The organism is Streptococcus pseudopneumoniae (genome assembly GCF_001074975.1).
Taxonomy (GTDB): Bacteria; Bacillota; Bacilli; order Lactobacillales; family Streptococcaceae; genus Streptococcus; species Streptococcus pseudopneumoniae_D.
In genome coordinates, this window is sequence record NZ_JUUO01000125.1 from 1 (window position 1) to 22268 (window position 22268).

14 protein-coding genes, 1 tRNA gene and 1 pseudogene are annotated in these 22268 nt (G+C 40.1%); 13 read left to right on the top strand and 3 right to left on the bottom strand.

Going from position 1 to position 22268, the window contains the following annotated elements:
• From ADI86_RS08225 to ADI86_RS08250, 6 genes and pseudogenes are all read left to right on the top strand, one after another.
• Positions 1-262, top strand: a pseudogene (locus ADI86_RS08225) (IS30 family transposase); the annotation flags it as partial.
• Between the two features lie 84 nt (positions 263-346).
• Positions 347-1726 (top strand): H2O-forming NADH oxidase, encoded by a 1380-nt coding sequence (gene nox / locus ADI86_RS08230; protein ID WP_049532553.1) that lies wholly within the window; start codon positions 347-349, stop codon positions 1724-1726.
• Positions 1727-1780: 54 nt separating this feature from the next.
• On the top strand, positions 1781-1906 hold the full coding sequence (locus ADI86_RS12480; protein WP_049532554.1) for a hypothetical protein: 126 nt from the start codon (positions 1781-1783) through the stop codon (positions 1904-1906).
• Positions 1907-2032: 126 nt separating this feature from the next.
• Positions 2033-2908: a pyridoxal 5'-phosphate synthase lyase subunit PdxS gene (pdxS, locus tag ADI86_RS08240; RefSeq protein WP_000138517.1), complete on the top strand. Its 876-nt coding sequence runs from the start codon at positions 2033-2035 to the stop codon at positions 2906-2908.
• Positions 2909-3496 carry a pyridoxal 5'-phosphate synthase glutaminase subunit PdxT gene (gene pdxT / locus ADI86_RS08245; protein WP_049532555.1) on the top strand — a complete coding sequence of 196 codons (588 nt, stop codon included), beginning with the start codon at positions 2909-2911 and terminating at the stop codon, positions 3494-3496.
• A 985-nt stretch (positions 3497-4481) separates the two neighbouring features.
• A complete protein-coding gene (locus ADI86_RS08250) occupies positions 4482-5816 on the top strand; it encodes an Nramp family divalent metal transporter (RefSeq protein WP_049532556.1) in 1335 nt (444 codons plus the stop codon).
• Positions 5817-5894: 78 nt separating this feature from the next.
• Here ADI86_RS08250 and ADI86_RS08255 read toward each other — a convergent pair.
• A tRNA-Ser gene (locus tag ADI86_RS08255) sits at positions 5895-5982 on the bottom strand.
• A 160-nt stretch (positions 5983-6142) separates the two neighbouring features.
• On the opposite strand from ADI86_RS08255, the gene ADI86_RS08260 reads away from it, so the two are divergent.
• The 4 genes from ADI86_RS08260 to ADI86_RS08275 all read left to right on the top strand — a co-directional run bounded on the left by ADI86_RS08260 (position 6143) and on the right by ADI86_RS08275 (position 12136).
• Positions 6143-6883, top strand: coding sequence for a DeoR family transcriptional regulator (locus tag ADI86_RS08260; RefSeq protein WP_049532557.1), 741 nt, complete (start codon positions 6143-6145; stop codon positions 6881-6883).
• A complete protein-coding gene (gene pfkB, locus ADI86_RS08265) occupies positions 6880-7791 on the top strand; it encodes a 1-phosphofructokinase (RefSeq protein WP_049532558.1) in 912 nt (303 codons plus the stop codon). The genes ADI86_RS08260 and pfkB overlap by 4 nt, the downstream gene beginning before the upstream one ends.
• On the top strand, positions 7788-9743 hold the full coding sequence (locus ADI86_RS08270; protein ID WP_049532559.1) for a PTS fructose transporter subunit IIABC: 1956 nt from the start codon (positions 7788-7790) through the stop codon (positions 9741-9743). Before pfkB ends, ADI86_RS08270 begins: the two co-directional genes overlap by 4 nt.
• Before the next feature lie 89 nt (positions 9744-9832).
• The gene (locus tag ADI86_RS08275; protein ID WP_080983213.1) at positions 9833-12136 is read left to right on the top strand and encodes a DNA translocase FtsK; all 2304 of its coding nucleotides are present in this window, start codon (positions 9833-9835) and stop codon (positions 12134-12136) included.
• Between the two features lie 521 nt (positions 12137-12657).
• Here ADI86_RS08275 and ADI86_RS08280 read toward each other — a convergent pair.
• Together ADI86_RS08280 and ADI86_RS08285 are read right to left on the bottom strand one after the other, a co-directional pair.
• A complete protein-coding gene (locus ADI86_RS08280; protein ID WP_033677026.1) occupies positions 12658-13128 on the bottom strand; it encodes an arginine repressor in 471 nt (156 codons plus the stop codon).
• 531 nt (positions 13129-13659) lie between these two features.
• Positions 13660-15933 carry a Xaa-Pro dipeptidyl-peptidase gene (locus ADI86_RS08285; protein WP_049532560.1) on the bottom strand — a complete coding sequence of 758 codons (2274 nt, stop codon included), beginning with the start codon at positions 15931-15933 and terminating at the stop codon, positions 13660-13662.
• 386 nt (positions 15934-16319) lie between these two features.
• Here ADI86_RS08285 and ADI86_RS08290 point away from each other — a divergent pair, with 386 nt between their 5' ends.
• From ADI86_RS08290 to pyk, 3 genes are all read left to right on the top strand, one after another.
• The gene (locus ADI86_RS08290) at positions 16320-19421 is read left to right on the top strand and encodes a DNA polymerase III subunit alpha (RefSeq protein ID WP_049532561.1); all 3102 of its coding nucleotides are present in this window, start codon (positions 16320-16322) and stop codon (positions 19419-19421) included.
• Positions 19422-19503: 82 nt separating this feature from the next.
• On the top strand, positions 19504-20511 hold the full coding sequence (gene pfkA, locus ADI86_RS08295; protein WP_049532562.1) for a 6-phosphofructokinase: 1008 nt from the start codon (positions 19504-19506) through the stop codon (positions 20509-20511).
• Between the two features lie 58 nt (positions 20512-20569).
• Positions 20570-22075, top strand: a complete 1506-nt coding sequence (gene pyk, locus ADI86_RS08300; protein WP_049532563.1) for a pyruvate kinase — start codon at positions 20570-20572, stop codon at positions 22073-22075.
• Positions 22076-22268: the final 193 nt, after the last annotated feature.

Consider the following 22268-nt stretch of genomic DNA (forward strand, 5'->3'; position numbering starts at 1 on the left):
TGTGTTTTCTAAGGAACATATCTATTATGCACACCCCTATGCCTCTTGGGAAAGGGGAACTAACGAGAATCACAACAGGCTCATTCGTAGATGGTTACCTAAAGGAACTAAGAAAACGACTCCCAAAGAAGTCGCATTCATCGAAAAATGGATTAATAACTATCCTAAAAAATGCTTGAACTACAAGTCGCCTAGAGAAGACTTCTGGATGGCTAACTTGAACTTGAAATTTGGCTATTTACAAATTTTCACAAAAAAATAGGAAAAATTAGCAAAACTCTTGTAAACGCTAACAGTAAATGTTATACTAGAAGAGTAAATTTTAAATTGAAGGTAGGAATTTTCTATGAGTAAAATCGTTGTAGTTGGTGCTAACCACGCAGGTACAGCATGTATTAATACCATGTTGGATAATTTTGGCAATGAGAACGAAATCGTTGTATTTGACCAAAACTCTAACATCTCTTTCCTAGGATGTGGAATGGCCCTTTGGATTGGTGAACAAATTGACGGTGCTGAAGGCTTGTTCTATTCTGATAAAGAAAAATTGGAAGCTAAAGGTGCTAAGGTTTACATGAACTCACCAGTTCTTTCAATCGACTACGATAACAAAGTAGTTACAGCAGAAGTTGAAGGAAAAGAACATAAAGAATCTTACGATAAATTGATTTTCGCTACAGGTTCTACACCAATCTTACCACCAATCGAAGGTGTTGAAATTGTTAAAGGAAACCGCGAATTTAAAGCAACTCTTGAAAACGTACAATTCGTTAAATTATATCAAAATGCTGAAGAAGTTATCAACAAACTTGCTGATAAGAGCAAACACCTCGAACGTATCGCCGTTGTAGGTGGTGGTTATATCGGTGTTGAACTTGCTGAAGCTTTCGAACGTCTTGGAAAAGAAGTTGTCCTTGTTGATATCGTTGACACAGTATTGAACGGTTACTATGACAAAGACTTCACACAAATGATGGCGAAGAATTTGGAAGACCACAACATCCGCTTGGCTCTTGGTCAAACTGTTAAATCAATCGAAGGTGACGGTAAAGTTGAACGCTTGATTACTGACAAAGAAAGCTTTGACGTGGATATGGTTGTTCTTGCAGTTGGTTTCCGTCCAAACACTGCCCTTGCTGACGGTAAGATTGAACTCTTCCGCAACGGTGCCTTCCTTGTAGACAAGAAACAAGAAACTTCAATTCCAGGTGTATTTGCCGTTGGTGACTGTGCGACTGTTTATGACAATGCTCGTAAAGATACAAGCTACATCGCTCTTGCTTCAAACGCTGTTCGTACTGGTATCGTTGGTGCTTACAATGCTTGTGGATATGAATTGGAAGGAATCGGTGTTCAAGGTTCAAACGGTATCTCAATCTATGGTCTTCACATGGTTTCAACTGGTTTGACTCTTGAAAAAGCTAAAGCTGCTGGCTACAACGCAACTGAAACAGGCTTTAACGATCTTCAAAAACCAGAATTCATGAAACATGATAACCATGAAGTAGCGATTAAGATTGTCTTTGACAAAGATAGCCGTGAAATCCTTGGCGCTCAAATGGTATCACGTGATTCTGCAATCAGCATGGGAATCCACATGTTCTCACTTGCTATCCAAGAGCATGTAACAATTGATAAATTGGCATTGACAGACCTCTTCTTCTTGCCACACTTCAACAAACCATACAACTATATCACAATGGCTGCACTTACAGCTGAAAAATAAAAATAAATAAGCTATCCGGCCTTAAATGAAGGTCGGATAGTTTTTTTATACTCAATGAAAATCAAAGAGCAAACTAGGAAACTAGCCGCAGGTTGCTCAAAGCACTGCTTTGAGGTTGTAGATAAGACTGACGAAGTCAGTTACATATATCTACGGCAAAGTGAAGCTGACGTGGTTTGAAGAGATTTTCAAATAGTATTAGTTAATCTGTACCCATACAATTACTTTTTTTCTATCTTGTGATTCATTCTAATCTGACTTAAAATGAAATGGTAGCTACCAATACAAATGATGAGGATAAAACAAATGACTGAAAATCGTTATGAACTAAATAAAAACTTGGCACAGATGCTCAAAGGTGGGGTTATCATGGACGTTCAGAACCCTGAACAGGCTCGTATTGCAGAGGCTGCTGGTGCGGCAGCTGTTATGGCCTTGGAGCGGATTCCAGCTGATATTCGTGCTGCGGGTGGTGTTTCCCGTATGAGTGATCCAAAGATGATTAAGGAAATCCAAGAAGCGGTTAGTATTCCAGTGATGGCCAAGGTCAGAATCGGGCATTTTGTTGAAGCTCAGATTTTAGAGGCTATTGAAATTGACTATATCGACGAGAGTGAAGTTCTATCTCCAGCAGACGACCGTTTCCATGTGGATAAGAAAGAATTCCAAGTTCCTTTTGTCTGTGGGGCTAAGGATTTGGGTGAAGCCTTGCGTCGTATCGCTGAAGGTGCTTCTATGATTCGTACCAAAGGAGAACCAGGTACAGGAGATATCGTTCAAGCTGTTCGCCATATGCGTATGATGAATCAGGAAATTCGCCGAATTCAAAACCTACGTGAGGACGAACTTTATGTTGCTGCCAAGGACTTGCAAGTCCCTGTTGAATTGGTTCAATATGTTCATGAACATGGAAAATTGCCAGTTGTTAACTTCGCAGCTGGAGGCGTTGCAACGCCAGCAGATGCTGCGCTGATGATGCAATTAGGGGCAGAGGGTGTCTTTGTCGGTTCAGGTATTTTCAAGTCAGGAGATCCTGTTAAACGAGCTAGTGCCATTGTTAAAGCTGTGACTAACTTCCGTAATCCTCAAATCCTAGCACAAATTTCAGAAGATCTAGGGGAAGCCATGGTTGGTATCAATGAAAATGAGATCCAAATTCTCATGGCTGAGCGAGGAAAATAGATGAAAATCGGAATATTGGCCTTGCAAGGGGCCTTTGCAGAACATGCAAAAGTGCTAGATCAATTAGGTGTTGAGAGTGTAGAAATCAGAAATTTAGAGGATTTTCAGAAATCTCAGAGTGACATGTCGGGTTTGATTTTGCCTGGTGGTGAGTCTACAACCATGGGCAAGCTCTTACGTGATCAGAACATGCTGATTCCCATTCGTGAAGCCATTCTATCTGGTTTACCAGCCTTTGGAACCTGTGCAGGCTTAATTTTACTGGCTAAGGAAATCACTTCTCAGGAAGAAAGTCATCTAGGAACTATGGATATGGTGGTCGAGCGTAATGCTTATGGGCGCCAACTAGGAAGTTTCTACACGGAAGCAGAATGTAAGGGAGTCGGTCAGATTCCAATGACCTTTATCCGTGGTCCAATTATCAGCAGTGTTGGAGAGGGTGTAGAAATTCTAGCAAGAGTTGACGATCAAATCGTTGCAGCCCAAGAAAAAAATATGTTGGTAACTTCTTTTCATCCAGAATTGACTGATGATGTTCGCTTGCACCAGTACTTTATCAATATGTGTGACAAAAAGATAGTGGAATAAAAAGTGATAAATCAAGTTTCGATTCGCTTTTTCCAAAGAATCATTTTTTAAGTCATCTGACAGTATTCTGTGAATTTATATTTATTTACGATAAATTAGAAAAGAATGATCGTTGGAATAAAGCTTATATACTGAATATAGTGTTCAAGTGTCTTTTATTGGGAGCACTTTAGAGGATGGAGTTAAAATACTATTCTATACTCCTTAATACTCTTCGACAATCTCTTCAAACCACGTCAGCTTTATCCGCAACCTCAAAGCGGTGCTTTGAACAACCTGCGGTTAGCTTCCTAGTTAGCTCTTTGATTTTCATTGAATATATAGTGGTTTGAAATAAGATGTGTGCAACTTGATTAGGGAAATCAAATTAATTTCTAGAAATGTTTTAGTATCCACGATGTACTATTCTAGTTTCAATTTACTATAAAAATGATGTATGGGATTGGTCAAAAAGAACACTTTGAAAATAGCAAAAAACGAGTATCTCTACAGATGGAGATACTCGTTCTATTATGTATAAAGCTATGAGTCTGTCGTCCTACGTAAGGTGCGCGTCGAAGGTTATACCTAAAAAAACTCCAAACGCGATACAATAAAGGGGATTAAGCCAATTCTAAAGATTTTTTAAGAGGTAAGTGATGAGTTAAGATCAATGGTGTTTTAACAAGGTGAAAAGGGTCAGTACATTTTACAACGTTTTTTATTTTATTCTTTGGTATTCTTTTGCAAAAAAAGAATACAACATTTTGTTGTATCCTAAATATTAAATCAAGTCCTGAATTTTCTTAAGTTTTTATCATATTTTCTGTTATAATTAAGGTGCCTTAAGAAAAATAATGAAAAAACTAAATGTTTTTCATATAGTTTTCATTTTTTGTGTTATAATTAAGGTGCCTTAAGAAAAATATTAAGGTGCCTTAAGAAAAATATTAAGGTGCCTTAAGAAAAATAATGAAAAAGTAGGTTTAGAAAGAGGTAAGTATCTATGTCTTCTCATAAAAAAGTGTCACTCTCTGAGATTAATCAATCTATCGATACTCCAAATAACAATCATTTCTGGCAAAATTTAAAGGCCTTTGTAGGTCCGGGTGCTCTTGTCGCAGTTGGTTATATGGATCCAGGAAACTGGATTACCAGTGTAGTCGGTGGTGCTTCCTATAAGTATAGTCTCTTGTTTGTTATCTTGATTTCATCTCTCATTGCCATGCAACTTCAGCAGATGGCAGGAAAGCTTGGTATTGTAACCCAGATGGACCTGGCTCAAGCAACGGCTCATCATTCACCTAAATGGCTTCGTTATAGTCTATGGGTGATTTTAGAATTAGCCTTGATGGCGACAGATCTGGCAGAAGTTCTAGGTTCAGCGATTGCTCTCAATCTTCTCTTTAAGATTCCGATTATGATAGCAATTCTCTTGACCGTGTTGGATGTTTTTCTCTTATTGCTTCTGATGAAATTTGGCTTTAAGAAGATTGAAGCTATTGTGACAACACTGATTTTAACCATTCTAGCAATTTTTACCTATCTGGTAGCTTTGTCACATCCAAGCTTCCAAGGAATCGTTGAGGGTTATCTACCGAATGCAACCTTATTTGAAAGTCCCTTGCCAGGGCATGAAAGTCAATTAACCTTGGCACTAGGGATCGTGGGAGCAACTGTTATGCCTCATAACCTCTATTTGCATTCATCCTTGTCACAGACTCGTAAAATCAATCACAAGGACAAAAATGATGTTCGAAAAGCCGTACGCTTTATGACCTGGGATTCTAATCTCGAGTTATCCTTGGCCTTTGTCGTTAACTCCCTTCTTTTGATCTTAGGAGCGGCTCTCTTTTTCGGCCATGCATCCGACATTTCTGCCTTCTCTCAAATGTATAATGCCTTGCAGGATTCTACTATTGCAGGAGCTATAGCTAGCTCGACCTTATCAACCTTGTTTGCCTTGGCTTTATTAGCCAGTGGTCAGAATTCGACAATTACGGGTACCTTGACTGGACAAATCGTTATGGAAGGTTTCTTGCATATGAGATTGCCTCAATGGTTCATTCGTTTGGCGACTCGCCTCTTTGCCTTGCTACCTGTCATGATAGTTGCAGTTCTGTTTGGTCATCAGGAAAAAACCTTGGATCAGTTATTGGTCTATTCACAGGTCTTTCTTTCAATCGCTCTTCCGTTTTCAATCTTCCCTTTGATTTATTTAACTTCTAAGAAATCACTGATGGGCGAATTTACCAATGCTAAATGGAATACCATCCTTGGTTATATTGTTTCCATTATCTTAACAATTCTCAATGTGAAATTGTTATTTGATATTTTCTAAGAAATTCACCCGAGTTATAAAACAAGCATATAAGAAAAAAGATACCCAAGATTTCTTGGGTATCTTTTTAAAAATAAACGGAAGACATGGGATTCGAACCCACGCACGCTGTTACACGCCTACCGCGTTTCCAACACGGCCTCTTAAGCCTCTTGAGTAATCTTCCAATACTTACTCAAATAGTCTACCATAAAGGCTCTTATCTTGCAATAAAAATTCTAGAAATAAGAAAATGATAGTTTTTGAAAGAAAATGATAAAAAATGCTTGACTTTGGAATAAAGTATGATAGAATGATTATTGTAATCGTTAACAGGAGGTGAGTAAGTGCTAAAAACCGAGAGAAAAAAATTGATTTTAGAGGAGCTGGGCAAACATAAAGTTGTTTCTCTAGAGAAATTAGTAGGTTTGTTAGACACGTCAGAATCAACGGTTAGACGAGATTTAGATGAATTGGAATCGGAAAATAAACTTCGCCGAGTTCATGGAGGAGCAGAGTTGCCTCACTCCTTGCAAGAAGAAGAAACCATTCAAGAGAAATCTGTCAAAAACCTTCAAGAGAAAAAATTGATTGCGCAAAAAGCAGCTTCCCTCATCAAAGAAAAAGATGTTATCTTTGTGGATGCAGGAAGTACGACAGCCTTTCTCATTAAGGAATTGGAGCGAAAAGACATTACTGTTGTAACCAACTCCATTCACCATGCGGTACAATTAGTGGATAAGCAAATTCCAACTGTGATTATCGGTGGTGGAGTCAAGATGACAACTGATGCCAGTATCGGTGGTGTCGCGCTTAATCAGATTAACCAATTACACTTTGATCGTGCCTTTATCGGAATGAACGGTGTTGATGATGGTTATTATACAACTCCAGATATGGAGGAGGGAGCGGTTAAGCGAGCTATTTTAGAAAATGCCAAACAAACCTATATTTTAGCTGATTCATCCAAGATAGGTCAGTCTTGTTTCGCTAAGGTCGCCCCTATAAAACGAGCTATTGTCATTACAAGCAAGGGTCACGAACTCTTGCCAGCTATCAAAGAAAAAACGGAGGTTATCGAAGTATGATTTATACAGTCACGCTAAATCCATCTATTGACTATATTGTCCGTCTGGATAAAGTGGAAGTTGGTAGTGTTAATCGTATGGATAGTGATGATAAGTTTGCTGGTGGTAAGGGAATCAATGTTAGCCGTGTCTTGAAACGCTTGGATATTCCAAATACAGCGACTGGATTTATCGGAGGTTTTACTGGTAAATTTATCACAGATACTTTAGCTGAAGAGCAAATTGAAACACGATTTGTCCAAGTGGCAGAAGATACGCGTATCAACGTTAAGATTAAAGCAGATCAAGAAACCGAAATCAATGGGACAGGTCCTACAGTTGAACCTGAGCAATTGGAAGAGCTAAAAGATATTCTTTCAAGTCTGACAGCAGAAGATACAGTAGTATTTGCGGGTTCGAGTGCTAAAAACTTAGGCAATGTCATCTATAAGGATTTGATTGCCTTGACTCGTCAAACGGGTGCTCAAGTGGTCTGTGACTTTGAAGGTCAGACCTTAATCGATAGTTTGGATTATCAACCTCTTCTAGTTAAACCGAACAATCATGAACTTGGAGCTATCTTTGGAGTCAAACTCGAAAGCTTAGATGAGATTGAAAAATACGCTCGAGAGTTGCTGGCTAAAGGTGCTCAAAACGTTATCATCTCTATGGCTGGTGACGGTGCCCTTCTGGTAACATCAGAGGGAGCCTACTTTGCTAAACCGATCAAGGGAACAGTGAAAAACTCAGTTGGTGCTGGTGACTCTATGGTTGCTGGATTTACTGGTGAGTTTGTCAAATCAAAAGACGCAGTAGAAGCCTTCAAATGGGGAGTGGCTTGTGGAACAGCAACTACCTTCTCTGATGACTTGGCAACTGCAGCATTTATTAAAGAAACTTATGAAAAAGTTGAGGTAGAAAAAAGATGAAAATTCAGGATTTATTGAGAAAAGATGTTATGTTGCTAGATTTGCAAGCAACTGAAAAAACAGCAGCTATCGAAGAAATGATTCATAGCTTGGTAGAGCACGGATACGTGACAGATTTTGAGACTTTTAAAGAAGGAATCTTGGCGCGTGAAGCTTTGACTTCTACAGGCTTGGGTGATGGTATCGCTATGCCACACAGCAAAAATGTTGCTGTTAAAGAAGCAACTGTTCTCTTTGCTAAGTCAAACAAGGGTGTTGACTACGAAAGTTTAGATGGACAACCAACTGACCTCTTCTTTATGATTGCTGCTCCAGAAGGTGCAAATGATACTCACCTGGCTGCCTTGGCAGAATTGTCTCAATACTTGATGAAAGATGGTTTTGCTGACAAACTTCGTCAAGTAACATCAGCTGATCAAGTCATCGAACTCTTTGATCAAGCTTCAGAAAGAGCTGAGGAACCAGCTCAAGCTCCTGCAAACGACTCTGATGACTTCATCGTAGCAGTTACAGCTTGTACAACAGGTATCGCCCACACTTACATGGCTCAAGAAGCCCTTCAAAAAGTGGCTGCTGAAATGGGTGTCGGTATCAAGGTTGAAACCAACGGTGCCAGTGGTGTCGGTAACAAATTGACAGCGGAAGATATCCGCAAGGCTAAAGCTGTTATTATCGCTGCAGATAAGGCAGTTGAAATGGATCGTTTCGATGGCAAACCATTGGTAAATCGTCCAGTTGCAGATGGTATTCGTAAGACAGAAGAGTTGATCAACTTGGCTCTTTCTGGAAATGCTGAAGTTTATCATGCTGCTAACGGAGCAAAAGCTTCAACAGCGTCTAACGAAAAACAAAGTGTCGGTGGTGCTTTCTACAAACACTTGATGAGTGGTGTATCTCAAATGCTGCCATTCGTTATCGGTGGTGGTATCATGATTGCCCTAGCCTTCTTGATTGACGGTGCTTTGGGTGTGCCAAATGAAAACCTTGGAAATCTTGGTTCCTACCATGAGCTAGCTTCTATGTTCATGAAAATTGGTGGTGCAGCCTTTGGCTTGATGCTCCCAGTCTTTGCAGGATATGTTGCCTACTCTATCGCTGAAAAACCAGGTTTGGTAGCTGGTTTTGTGGCTGGTGCTATTGCCAAAGAAGGTTTTGCCTTTGGTAAAATCCCTTATGCCGCAGGTGGTGAAGCAACTTCAACTCTTGCAGGTGTCTCATCTGGTTTCCTAGGTGCCCTTGTTGGTGGATTTATCGCAGGTGCCTTGGTTCTTGCTATTAAGAAATATGTTAAAGTTCCACGTTCACTTGAAGGTGCTAAATCAATCCTTCTCTTGCCACTTCTTGGAACAATCTTGACTGGATTTGTCATGCTTGCTGTTAACATCCCAATGGCAGCAATCAACACTGCTATGAACGACTTCCTTGGGGGTCTTGGAGGCGGTTCAGCTGTCCTTCTTGGTATCGTTCTTGGAGGAATGATGGCTGTCGATATGGGTGGACCTGTCAATAAAGCAGCTTATGTCTTTGGTACTGGTACTCTTGCAGCAACAGTGTCAACAGGTGGTTCAGTAGCTATGGCAGCAGTTATGGCTGGAGGAATGGTTCCACCACTTGCAATCTTTGTCGCAACACTTCTTTTCAAAGATAAATTTACTAAAGAAGAACGCAACTCAGGTTTGACAAACATCGTTATGGGCTTGTCATTCATCACTGAAGGTGCGATTCCGTTTGGTGCAGCTGACCCAGCTCGTGCGATCCCAAGCTTTATCCTTGGTTCGGCAGTAGCAGGTGGACTTGTTGGTCTTGCTGGAATCAAACTCATGGCGCCACACGGAGGAATCTTTGTAATCGCCCTTACTTCAAATGCTCTTCTTTACCTTGCCTCTGTCTTGATTGGAGCACTTGTTAGTGGTGTAGTTTATGGTTACCTTCGTAAACCATTAGAAAAATAATTACAAATACATTCAAATGACTGAACACGAAAGTGGTCAGTCATTTTTTGATTTCTCTAGATGTTTCTGAAATATGGTATAATAGAAGAATGGCAAACAAAAATACAAGTAAAACAAGACGGAGACCGTCAAAAGCTGAATTAGAAAGAAAGCAAGCTATCCAACGAATGTTGATTTCGTTGGGAATCGCGTTTTTATTGATTTTTGCAGCCTTCAAATTAGGGGCTGCAGGTATCACACTTTACAATTTAATACGCTTGCTGGTAGGAAGTTTAGCTTATTTGGCAATATTTGGACTTTTGATCTATCTCTTTTTTTTCAAGTGGATACGAAAACAGGAAGGGCTCCTATCTGGATTTTTCACCATATTTGCAGGCTTACTCTTGATTTTTGAGGCCTACTTAGTTTGGAAATATGGTTTGGACAAGTCAGTTCTAAAAGGGACCATGGCTCAGGTTGTGACTGATTTAACTGGCTTTAGAACGACTAGTTTTGCTGGAGGTGGCTTGATTGGGGTCGCTCTTTATATGCCAACAGCCTTTCTCTTCTCAAATATCGGTACTTACTTTATCGGTACTATCTTGATTTTAGCAGGCGCTCTCCTAGTCAGTCCTTGGTCTGTTTACGATATTGCTGAATTTTTCAGTAGCGGCTTTGCCAAATGGCGAGAAGGGCATGAGCGTCGAAAAGAGGAACGCTTTGTCAAACAAGAAGAAAAAGCTCGCCAAAAAGCTGAGGAAGAGGCTAGATTAGAAAAAGAAGAAGCTGAGAAAGCCTTACTCGATTTGCCTCCTGTTGATATGGAAACGGGTGAAATTCTGACAGAAGATGTTGTGCTTGACGTTCCAACTGTTCCGGAAGAAGAGTGGGCAGAACCAGAAATCATCCTCCCTCAACCTGATTTGGAATTCCCTGAACAGGAAGAGGGCTCTGATGATGAAGATGTACAGGTCGATTTTTCAGCCAAGGAAGCCCTTGAATACAAACTTCCAAGTTTACAACTCTTTGCCCCAGATAAACCCAAGGACCAGTCTAAAGAGAAGAAAATCGTCCGAGAAAATATCAAAATCCTAGAAGAAACCTTTGCTAGCTTTGGTATTAAGGTAACAGTTGAACGGGCTGAAATTGGACCATCAGTAACCAAGTACGAAGTCAAGCCGGCTGTTGGTGTAAGGGTCAACCGCATTTCCAATCTCGCAGATGACCTCGCTCTAGCCTTGGCGGCCAAAGATGTCCGAATCGAAGCACCTATCCCAGGGAAATCTCTAGTCGGAATCGAAGTTCCCAACTCGGAGATTGCGACCGTTTCTTTCCGAGAACTATGGGAACAATCTCAAACGAAAGCAGAAAATCTCCTCGAAATTCCTCTAGGTAAGGCTGTTAATGGCACCGCAAGAGCATTTGACCTTTCTAAAATGCCCCATTTGCTAGTCGCAGGTTCAACGGGTTCAGGGAAGTCAGTAGCAGTTAACGGCATTATAGCTAGTATTCTCATGAAGGCGAGACCCGATCAAGTCAAATTTATGATGGTCGATCCCAAGATGGTTGAGTTGTCTGTTTACAATGATATTCCCCACCTCTTGATTCCAGTTGTGACCAATCCGCGTAAGGCCAGCAAGGCTCTGCAAAAGGTTGTGGATGAGATGGAAAACCGTTATGAACTCTTTGCCAAGGTGGGAGTTCGGAACATTGCAGGTTTTAATGCTAAGGTAGAAGAGTTCAATGTCCAGTCTGAGTACAAGCAGATTCCGCTACCGCTCATTGTCGTGATTGTGGATGAGTTGGCTGACCTTATGATGGTAGCCAGCAAGGAAGTAGAAGATGCCATTATTCGTTTGGGACAGAAGGCACGTGCTGCAGGTATTCACATGATTCTTGCAACCCAGCGTCCATCGGTTGATGTTATCTCTGGTCTGATCAAGGCCAATGTCCCATCTCGTGTAGCGTTTGCGGTTTCGTCAGGGACAGACTCCCGTACGATTTTGGATGAAAATGGAGCTGAAAAACTGCTTGGTCGAGGCGATATGCTCTTTAAACCAATCGATGAAAATCATCCTGTTCGTCTCCAAGGATCTTTTATCTCGGATGACGATGTTGAACGTATCGTAAACTTCATCAAGGCTCAGGCAGATGCAGACTACGATGAGAGTTTTGATCCGGGAGAAGTTTCTGAAAATGAAGGTGAATTTTCTGATGGCGAATCTGGAGGTGATCCGCTTTTTGAAGAGGCCAAGGCTTTGGTAATCGAAACTCAGAAAGCCAGCGCATCCATGATTCAGCGCCGTTTGTCAGTTGGATTTAACCGTGCGACCCGCCTCATGGAAGAACTTGAGATGGCAGGTGTCATTGGTCCAGCTGAGGGGACCAAACCAAGAAAAGTATTGCAGCAATAAATTTCTCTCTGTCACTTATAGTGAGTTAAACAAAAGATAAAATTGGAGAGGACAATCGTGAGAATTCATTGATAAAGTCATCATTTGATGGCTTTTTTCTATACTATACTATACTATATCTAATCTAGAATCGTACAATATCGCTTCTAAAGCATTTTTATAAACTGCTTTATACTCTTCGAAAATCTCTTCAAACCACGTCAGCTTCGACTATCCGTACTCAAGTACTGTCTGTGCCTAGCTTCCTAGTTTGCTTTTTAATTTTCATTGAGTATAAGAATTTCTTTTAGATATATGAAGACTCCCCTTATAGTTTCTAGTGAATGTTTGTGTTTCACTAGAAACTATAGGGGGAGCTTTTGTACTCATGTATGAGATAGATTTCTTTTTTTTGTTTTATTAAACTGCATAGCTCACTTTTCAGTAGGAATCAGCTATTGTATTCGCTAGATGTTAGCTGACATCAATTCACTACTGTTTAAAATTTTGAGAGTTCTGCAGTTTTTGAGTTCAGTTTCTGTTTATTCACCAAAGAAAAATGGTGGGGCGAACCGTTTCAGCTCTTCAAAGCAATGTTGGGCTGCCTCTGCATCTTCACAGATGACAAGGCAGACATCATCACCACAGAGGGTAGCGATAGCGTCAGGGAAACTCAAAGCATCAATGATAGAACCAAATGATTGAGCCAGTCCAGGAAGGGTTTTTAGTAGAACTTGATGTTGAACTGGGCGCATCAAGACAAGGGCATCTTCCATGTAGAGTTCAAGACGTTTTTCCCATTTTGAGATAGAGCCTGTATTGAGCACATAGTAAGAGTTATCTTCTTCTCGTACTTTTGAGAGGTTCATACTTTTAATATCCCTCGAAAGTGTAGCTTGTGTAACTTGAATATCATTATCAGCAAGAAGAGCTTGTAGCTCAGCTTGAGTATGAATCTTGTTTTTCGTTACAAGAGCTCGTATGAGTTGGTGTCGGTGTTCAGATTTATTCATAAAATGTTACTCCTTGTACAAGGTACAGTAAGCATGGACTGATCGAAATCGTCAGTCGGGTGGTAAGCGGTATTGTCACGTATGAAGATTTGAAAGTCAGTAGTAATTTAGAACGATACGGAGAGAATCTCCTGCGTTTAACTTGTCACTAGTTGGGTGCAGATGAATAAGAAATTTATTTGTTCATCTACATTGCTGTTCTCTACTAACAGTAAATCATTAAATTAGGGTATCCTTTTGTCACGGCTTGTTGTGAATTTACGCTAAACGACAATTCACAGAGATTGTCCAACATGTGGTGTGGTAGCGTGTAGTTTAGAGGGTTACACATATTGGTTAGGGGTGTTTGTATCTTTTGTTCAAGATCCATTCGTTGGGCTGATAATAGCCTTGATTTGGACTGAAGTTGATACTAAGTTGTAGTTTTGTTCGACTGTTCAAGTGGATGTCTTTAATTATAGGAAGGTAAAAGGTCATGTGAGACTTTTACTTAGAATCCTTCCATATTGAAAGTCTGATATATTATACCTTTTAAAAAGGTAGGATAAGAGTAGACTGTTCAAGATCAACAGTCAAGTGGTAGTCGGTATTGTCACGGATTGTGATTTCAAAGTCGGTAGTATAGAGGACTAAACGGAGAGTGTCCCCTTCTTTTAGCTTGTAAATAGTTGGTTGCAGTTCAAATTGCACATCCATCCATTCATCTGCAGTAATATCCTCTACTAAAAGTAAATCATTTCTATTTTGTAAATTGAGGTAACCTTTTGTCACGACTCGTTGTGCATTTGGTCTAAATGGTAATTCACAGAGATTTTCCAACATGTGGTAGCGTCCATTATCAATGGTTCTAGCACCTAAAACAGCAGGATAAGGTTGTAGGTATTTCTTTTGACCAAGTTCCAGTAGTTGGGCTGATAAGAGCCCCTTGTTTGTATTGGATTTGATACGAAGATTGAGCTGAGCGCGACCGTTCAAGTGAAGATCTTTGGTTACAGGAAGGTCAATAGTAATCTGATTGACTTTCCCTTGATAGAGTTCTGTATTGAAGGTCTGGTAGGTTTTACCATAGCGCTCAAAATCCTCATATGGGTACTGGTTTTGAATGACTTTCTCTTCTTGACCAAGTGAGAAGGTTTCAAAGTTTTCTTGCCCACCGAAGTTATCAAGTGATAACCAAGTCTGAGGTGCTGTATTGTCCTGCCAAATGACAGTAGGAAGTTGGAAATCTGTATCTTGTCCCAGTAATTTTGTAGTCAATAAGGCATTCATGGACTCACGGAAGTCAATGGACTGCCAGTTGTTCATGTAAACATGTGCGCCATTATGGAAAAAGAGGTGCTTATTTATATGAGTAGGAAGAGCATGGAACATCTGGTAAACATGAAGTGGTTTGACATTCCAATCCTGTGAACCGTGGGTAAAGACAACCTCTGCTTTTACATTATGGGCGTTGAGCAGATAGTTGCGCTCATGCCAAAACTGGTTATAGTCTCCGGTCTTGCGATCCAGTTGCTCTTTTACTTTTTCTAAGTCAGCTTGGTGAGCTTCATTACCACGGATATAGTCGCCAGCCAAGAGATTACGAGAGTAGGTTAACTCAGCAAGTGAGTCAAAATCCTCTCCAGGATAACCACCTGGGCTAGTCACCAGACCGTTTTCACGGTAGTAGTTGTACCATGAAGAAATACCAGCCTCGGCAATGATCACTTCTAAACCATCTACACCTGTAGTGGCAAGGCCGTTTGACATGGTACCTAGATAGGAAAGTCCAGTTGTGGCCACTTTTCCATTTGACCAGTCAGCCTTGACTTGACGCTGGCGCGTGTGGTCAGTAAAGGCACGGCAACGACCATTGAGCCAATCGATGACATTTTTATAGGCCTCGATTTGCTGGTAGTCTCCATTAGTCATGAAACCAGTAGAGTCTTTGGTCCCAACACCTGAGACATAGAGATTAGCAAAACCTCGCGGAAGGAAGTAGTCGTTGAGACTATAGCTAGCGTTGATGTGTGTTAGCTTTTCCTCAGCTTCTGACACTAGCTCAGCTTGACCTTGAGGTTGGACGAGATTTAGTTGAGGTTCTACTAGCTCAATCTTGTGAGCAGGTTTTACTTCAAGCTCGCCCTCCATCTTGTAGAGAGCCTTGTCACTAGCCTTGTCATTTGTTCCCTGATGATAGGGACTGGCTGTCATGATAGCAGGGATTTGCCCGTCATAACGAGGACGAATAATGCTGACCTTGACTAGGTCTGGAAGACCTTTTTGGTCAGTATCGACACGAGACTCAACGTAGACCACTTCTCGAATAATATCATGGCTAGAAAAAGTTGCTAAACTCTTGCCGTTAAAGTAGTGGTAGGTATTATCTTCAGGGATAAGACCGTCACTTACCAGTTGATCAATCAGGAGATTCCCCTTTTTGGTGCGAGTATTGAGTAACTGATAGAGATTTTCAATCAAGTCACCGTATACAATAGGAAATCCAGCCTCTTTACGAAAAACGTCACTGTCTTCGAAGTCAACCAAATAAGAAAAGCCTAAAAGTTGAAAAGCAACAGTATAAAAAATATCTGCTGTCAGTTCATCTTTTGATTGAAAAAATGTCAGCAGGTCTGTTTTTTTATCAGCTGCTAGGATGGAAAGTGGATAGTTGGTGTCTTGATAAGTGAAAAAGAAACGACTTAGAAAAGACTCAAATATCTTTTTATTTGTTGACTCAGATGGAAAATCAAATCCATACTTTTTTAATTCATATAAAATAGTATCTCTTGGAAGTGATAAATAGCTGAATTGATTAAAGCGCATAAAACCTCCTTGTAAAATAATAATTAAGGTTATTATATCAAAAAAATAGGAGAAAGGGAATCATTAAGTGAGAAAGAAATTAATTAAAGAATAATGAATACAATTTATATGAAATAATATGTGATATTCTATAGCATTCATAAATTAAACGATATCTAACAAGAATTTTGAGTGAATTTATCTCACTTCTTTAAAAGAGATATCCATTTATTGGGATAAAAAGTTCAAAATAGTTTACAGAAACATTTTTACTGCAAATATATTTGTTATTTTTTCATCCAAAATGCCTTATTTAAAATATAAAATAGAGATAGGAGTCATTGCTTTTGTCTTTCTCTTTTTGAAAATGGTATAATATAGTGAGAAGGATAGAGGAGAAGTGTAAATTGATCGCACAACTAGATACAAAAACAGTCTATAGTTTTATGGAGAGCGTCATTTCGATCGAAAAGTATGTGAGAGCAGCTAAAGAATTCGGCTACACTCATCTGGCTATGATGGATATTGACAATCTTTATGGTGCTTTTGACTTTCTAGAGATTACAAAAAAATACGGCATTCATCCTTTGTTAGGGCTTGAAATGAATGTACTTGTAGATGACAAAGATGTGAATTTGCGCTTTTTAGCTCTATCTAGTGTAGGCTATCAGCAGTTGATGAAGCTTTCAACAGCCAAGATGCAGGGGGAGAAAAATTGGTCAGTTCTATCTCAGTACCTAGAGGATATTGCAGTAATTGTTCCTTATTTTGATGGACTGGAGTCGTTGGAACTAGGCTGTGATTACTATATTGGGGTTTACCCAGAAACACTGGCCAGCGAATTTCATCATCCTATTTTGCCCCTTTATCGGGTCAACGCTTTTGAAAGCAGGGATAGGGAAGTCCTGCAAGTCTTAACAGCGATTAAAGAAAATCTACCGCTTAGAGAAGTTCCTTTGCGCTCGCGACAAGATGTCTTTATATCAGCAAGTTCTTTAGAGAAATTATTCCAAGAACGTTTTCCGCAATCTTTGGATAATTTAGAAAAACTTATTTCAGGCATTTCTTATGACCTGGATACTAGTCTGAAACTGCCTCGTTTTAATCCAGCGAGACCAGCAGTAGAGGAGTTGAGAGAGCGTGCTGAACTGGGGCTTGCTCAGAAGGGTCTGACTAGTAAAGAATATCAAGATCGACTAGACCAAGAATTGGCTGTTATTCATGATATGGGCTTTGATGATTATTTCTTGGTTGTCTGGGATTTGCTGCGTTTTGGACGTTCAAATGGCTACTATATGGGAATGGGACGGGGTTCTGCAGTTGGTAGCTTGGTTTCCTATGCCTTAGACATCACAGGGATTGACCCAGTAGAGAAGAATCTCATTTTTGAACGTTTCCTCAATCGTGAACGCTATACTATGCCTGATATTGATATCGATATTCCTGATATTTATCGTCCAGATTTTATCAGGTATGTTGGCAATAAATATGGTAGTAAACATGCGGCTCAAATCGTTACTTTTTCAACCTTTGGAGCCAAGCAGGCTCTGCGTGATGTTTTGAAACGCTTTGGTGTGCCCGAGTATGAATTATCCGCAATTACTAAGAAAATCAGTTTTCGGGACAATCTCAAGTCAGCCTATGAGGGTAACCTCCAGTTTCGTCAGCAAATCAATAGTAAGTTGGAATACCAAAAAGCCTTTGAAATTGCTTGCAAGATAGAGGGATATCCAAGACAAACATCTGTCCATGCGGCTGGTGTTGTGATCAGTGACCAAGATTTGACCGACTACATTCCTCTAAAGCATGGTGATGAAATTCCACTGACTCAGTATGATGCCCATGGAGTTGAAGCTAGTGGACTTTTGAAAATGGACTTTCTGGGACTACGAAATTTGACCTTTGTCCAAAAAATGCAAGAGTTACTTGCTGAAACAGAAGGGATTCATCTGAAAATAGAAGAAATCGATTTGGAAGACAAAGAAACGCTGGCTTTATTTGCATCTGGTAATACAAAAGGTATCTTTCAATTTGAACAACCTGGTGCCATTCGCCTGCTTAAGCGTGTTCACCCAGTCTGTTTTGAAGATGTCGTAGCGACTACTTCCCTAAACCGACCGGGTGCTAGTGATTATATCAATAATTTTGTAGCAAGAAAGCACGGTCAGGAAGAAGTGACCGTTCTGGATCCAGTACTGGAGGATATTTTGGCTCCAACCTACGGAATTATGCTCTATCAGGAGCAGGTTATGCAGGTTGCTCAGCGTTTTGCTGGATTTAGTCTTGGGAAAGCCGATATTTTGCGCCGAGCTATGGGAAAAAAGGATGCCTCTGCCATGCATGAGATGAGGGCTTCTTTTATTCAAGGAGCAGTAGAAACTGGTCATACTGTGAAAAAAGCAGAGCAGGTCTTTGATGTCATGGAGAAGTTTGCAGGTTATGGTTTTAACAGGTCACACGCCTATGCCTACTCAGCCTTGGCCTTCCAGTTGGCTTATTTCAAAACGCATTATCCAGCCATCTTTTATCAGGTCATGTTGAATTCTGCCAACAGTGATTACTTAACAGATGCCTTAGAAGCAGGCTTTGAAGTAGCGCCTCTGTCCATCAACACCATTCCCTATCACGATAAAATTGCCAACAAGTCCATCTATCTAGGTCTGAAATCGATTAAAGGAGTCAGCAAGGATTTGGCACTTTGGATTCTTGAAAATAGACCTTATTCTAACATTGAAGATTTTATAGCTAAATTACCTGAGAATTATTTGAAACTTCCTCTGCTAGAACCTTTGGTAAAAGTTGGTCTTTTCGATTTATTTGAAAAAAATCGTCAAAAAGTATTCAATAATTTAGTTAATCTATTTGAATTTGTAAAAGAGTTAGGAAGCTTGTTCGGTGATACGATATATAGTTGGCAGGAATCGGAAGATTGGACGGAACAAGAAAAATTCTATATGGAACAAGAGCTTTTAGGAGTAGGAGTTAGCAAACATCCACTACAAGCTATTGCAAGTAAAGCTATTTACCCGATTACCCCAATCGGGGATTTGTCAGAAAATAGCTACGCTATTATTTTGGTTGAAGTTCAGAAAATAAAAGTAATTCGTACCAAAAAGGGCGAAAATATGGCTTTCTTACAGGTAGATGATAGTAAGAAAAAATTGGATGTCACTCTCTTTTCAGACTTATATCGTCAGGTTGGGCAGGAAATAAAAGAGGGAGCCTTCTACTATATAAAAGGAAAAATCCAGTCACGTGATGGTCGTCTGCAAATGATTGCACAAGAAATAAGAGAAGCAGTTGCTGAACGCTTTTGGATACAGGTGAAGAATCATGATTCGGATCAAGAAATTTCACGTATTTTAGACCAATATAAAGGCCAAATCCCTGTCATCATCAGGTATGAAGAGGAACAGAAAACAATCGTTTCTCCCCATCATTTTGTAGCTAAATCCAATGAATTAGAAGCGAAATTGAATGAAATGGTTATGAAAACGATTTATCGCTAAAAATACGGAAAATAGAAGAATTTTAAAATCAAATGTGATATAATTAATAAGAATGTTAAAAGAAAAAGGAGCATAAACCAATATGAAACGTATTGCTGTTTTGACTAGTGGCGGAGACGCACCTGGTATGAACGCTGCTATCCGTGCAGTTGTTCGTCAAGCAATTTCAGAAGGAATGGAAGTGTTTGGTATCTATGACGGATATGCTGGTATGGTTGCCGGTGAAATTCATCCCTTAAATGCGGCTTCAGTAGGAAACATCATTTCCCGTGGCGGTACCTTCCTTCACTCAGCTCGTTACCCAGAGTTCGCTCAACTTGAAGGGCAACTTAAAGGGATTGAGCAATTGAAAAAACACGGAATTGAAGGTGTAGTTGTTATCGGTGGTGACGGATCTTACCACGGCGCTATGCGTTTGACGGAACATGGTTTCCCAGCTATCGGTCTTCCAGGTACAATCGATAACGATATCGTTGGTACTGACTTTACAATCGGTTTTGATACAGCGGTTACTACTGCTATGGAAGCGATTGATAAGATTCGTGATACATCATTAAGTCACCGTCGTACTTTTGTCATCGAAGTTATGGGACGTAACGCAGGTGATATCGCTCTTTGGGCGGGTATTGCAACTGGTGCTGATGAAATCATCATCCCTGAAGAAGACTTTAAAATTGAAGATATCGTAGCCAGTATCAAAGCTGGTTATGAGTGTGGTAAAAAACACAATATCATCGTTTTGGCAGAAGGTGTTATGTCAGCAGATGAATTTGCTCAAAAACTAAAAGAAGCTGGAGATACGACTGATCTTCGTGTGACAGAACTTGGACATATTCAACGTGGTGGTTCTCCAACTGCGCGTGACCGTGTATTGGCGTCACGTATGGGTGCCCATGCCGTTAAACTTCTCAAAAAAGGTATCGGTGGTGTTGCGGTTGGTATCCGTAACGAAAAAATGGTTGAAAATCCAATTCTTGGTACTGCAGAAGAAGGAGCTTTGTTTAGCTTGACTTCAGACGGTAAGATTGTTGTAAATAATCCACACAAAGCTGATCTTGACCTGTCACAATTGAACAATTGCTTGTCATAATTTACAATTTAGTTAATAAGACCAAAAAGGTCATATATATAAAGGAGTCACAAAAATCATGAACAAACGTGTAAAAATCGTTGCAACTTTGGGTCCTGCGGTAGAAATCCGTGGTGGTAAAAAATTCGGTGAGGACGGATACTGGGGTGAAAAACTTGATGTTGAAGCTTCAGCTAAAAACATTGCTAAATTGATTGAAGCTGGTGCTAACACATTCCGTTTCAACTTCTCACACGGTGACCACCAAGAACAAGGTGACCGTATGGCAACTGTTAAACTTGCTGAAAAACTTGCAGGTAAAAAAGTTGGTTTCCTTCTTGATACAAAAGGACCAGAAATCCGTACAGAATTGTTTGAAGGAGATGCCAAAGAGTACTCTTACACAACTGGTGAAAAAATCCGTGTTACTACTAAGCAAGGAATCAAATCAACTCGTGATGTGATTGCGTTGAACGTTGCTGGTGCTCTTGATATCTATGATGATGTTGAAGTTGGTCGTCAAGTTTTGGTTGACGATGGTAAACTTGGTCTTCGCGTTGTTGCTAAAGATGATGCAACTCGTGAATTTGAAGTTGAAGTTGAAAACGATGGCGTAATTGCTAAACAAAAAGGTGTTAACATCCCTAACACTAAAATTCCTTTCCCAGCTCTTGCTGAACGTGATAACGATGATATCCGCTTTGGTCTTGAACAAGGCATCAACTTCATCGCGATTTCATTCGTACGTACTGCAAAAGACGTGAACGAAGTTCGTGCAATCTGTGAAGAAACTGGAAACGGACATGTTCAATTGTTCGCTAAAATCGAAAACCAACAAGGTATCGATAACTTGGACGAAATCATCGAAGCTGCTGACGGTATCATGATTGCTCGTGGTGACATGGGTATCGAAGTACCATTCGAAATGGTTCCAGTTTACCAAAAAATGATCATCACTAAAGTGAACACTGCAGGTAAAGTTGTTATCACTGCAACAAACATGCTTGAAACAATGACTGAAAAACCACGTGCAACTCGTTCAGAAGTATCAGACGTATTCAACGCTGTTATCGATGGTACTGATGCTACAATGCTTTCAGGTGAGTCTGCAAACGGTAAATACCCACTTGAGTCAGTAACTACAATGGCTACAATCGACAAGAACGCTCAAACTCTTCTTAACGAATACGGACGTTTGAACTCAGATTCATTTGAACGTAACTCTAAGACAGAAGTAATGGCTTCAGCTGTTAAAGATGCTACTAACTCAATGGATATCAAATTGGTTGTAACTCTTACTAAGACAGGTCACACTGCACGTTTGATCTCTAAATACCGTCCAAATGCTGACATCTTGGCATTGACATTCGACGAATTGACAGAACGTGGATTGATGTTGAACTGGGGTGTTATCCCAATGTTGACAGATGCTCCATCATCAACTGACGATATGTTCGAAATTGCTGAACGTAAAGCGGTAGAAGCAGGTCTTGTTGAATCAGGTGATGATATCGTTATCGTTGCAGGTGTGCCACTTGGTGAAGCTGTTCGTACAAACACAATGCGTATCCGTACTGTACGTTAATCTAACATTAAAAAGCCTATCATATCAAGCTTCTAGCCTGTATGATGGGCTTTTTTGTATATGGACAAAGCTTTTACTTGAGATTTAATGTGACGGTATCAGCTATGTTAATCATTCCTTGATTCATGCCTTTATAGTCATTTAGTTTTAAAAAAGCACTCTAAACATTCAAAGATATTGGGGACTTCCCTTA